This window comes from Marinomonas sp. ATLA20 (assembly GCF_057180105.1).
On record NZ_JBXUKU010000065.1, the window covers coordinates 1 to 262 of the forward strand.

The following is a 262-nucleotide window of genomic DNA, read 5'->3' on the forward strand; positions in this document are numbered from 1 at the left end:
GCGAGGCCGACTAGGCCTCGTTTTTTTCTCTCCAAAAACAAATTACACACCCCAGACCTTAACTCCTTAAGGCGCATTCCTGCCTTCGATTCTGGCTTAGCGGCGGCCATCACGATCAAGTTGGAAGCAATAAAAGTAAACGCCATTTTAAAACGCACATAGCTCGCTCGTTGGCCATGTGATGCGACCGCATGACTCGCCTCTCGACGTACGATGTTGTAGGCCAGTAACATTCCCCACAGTTCTTGGTAGATTAGATCGA

The 262-nt window shown here is 49.2% G+C and carries 1 pseudogene; it reads right to left on the reverse strand.

Going from position 1 to position 262, the window contains the following annotated elements:
- Positions 1-262: pseudogene (locus AC2A4J_RS20460) on the reverse strand (IS4 family transposase); the annotation flags it as partial.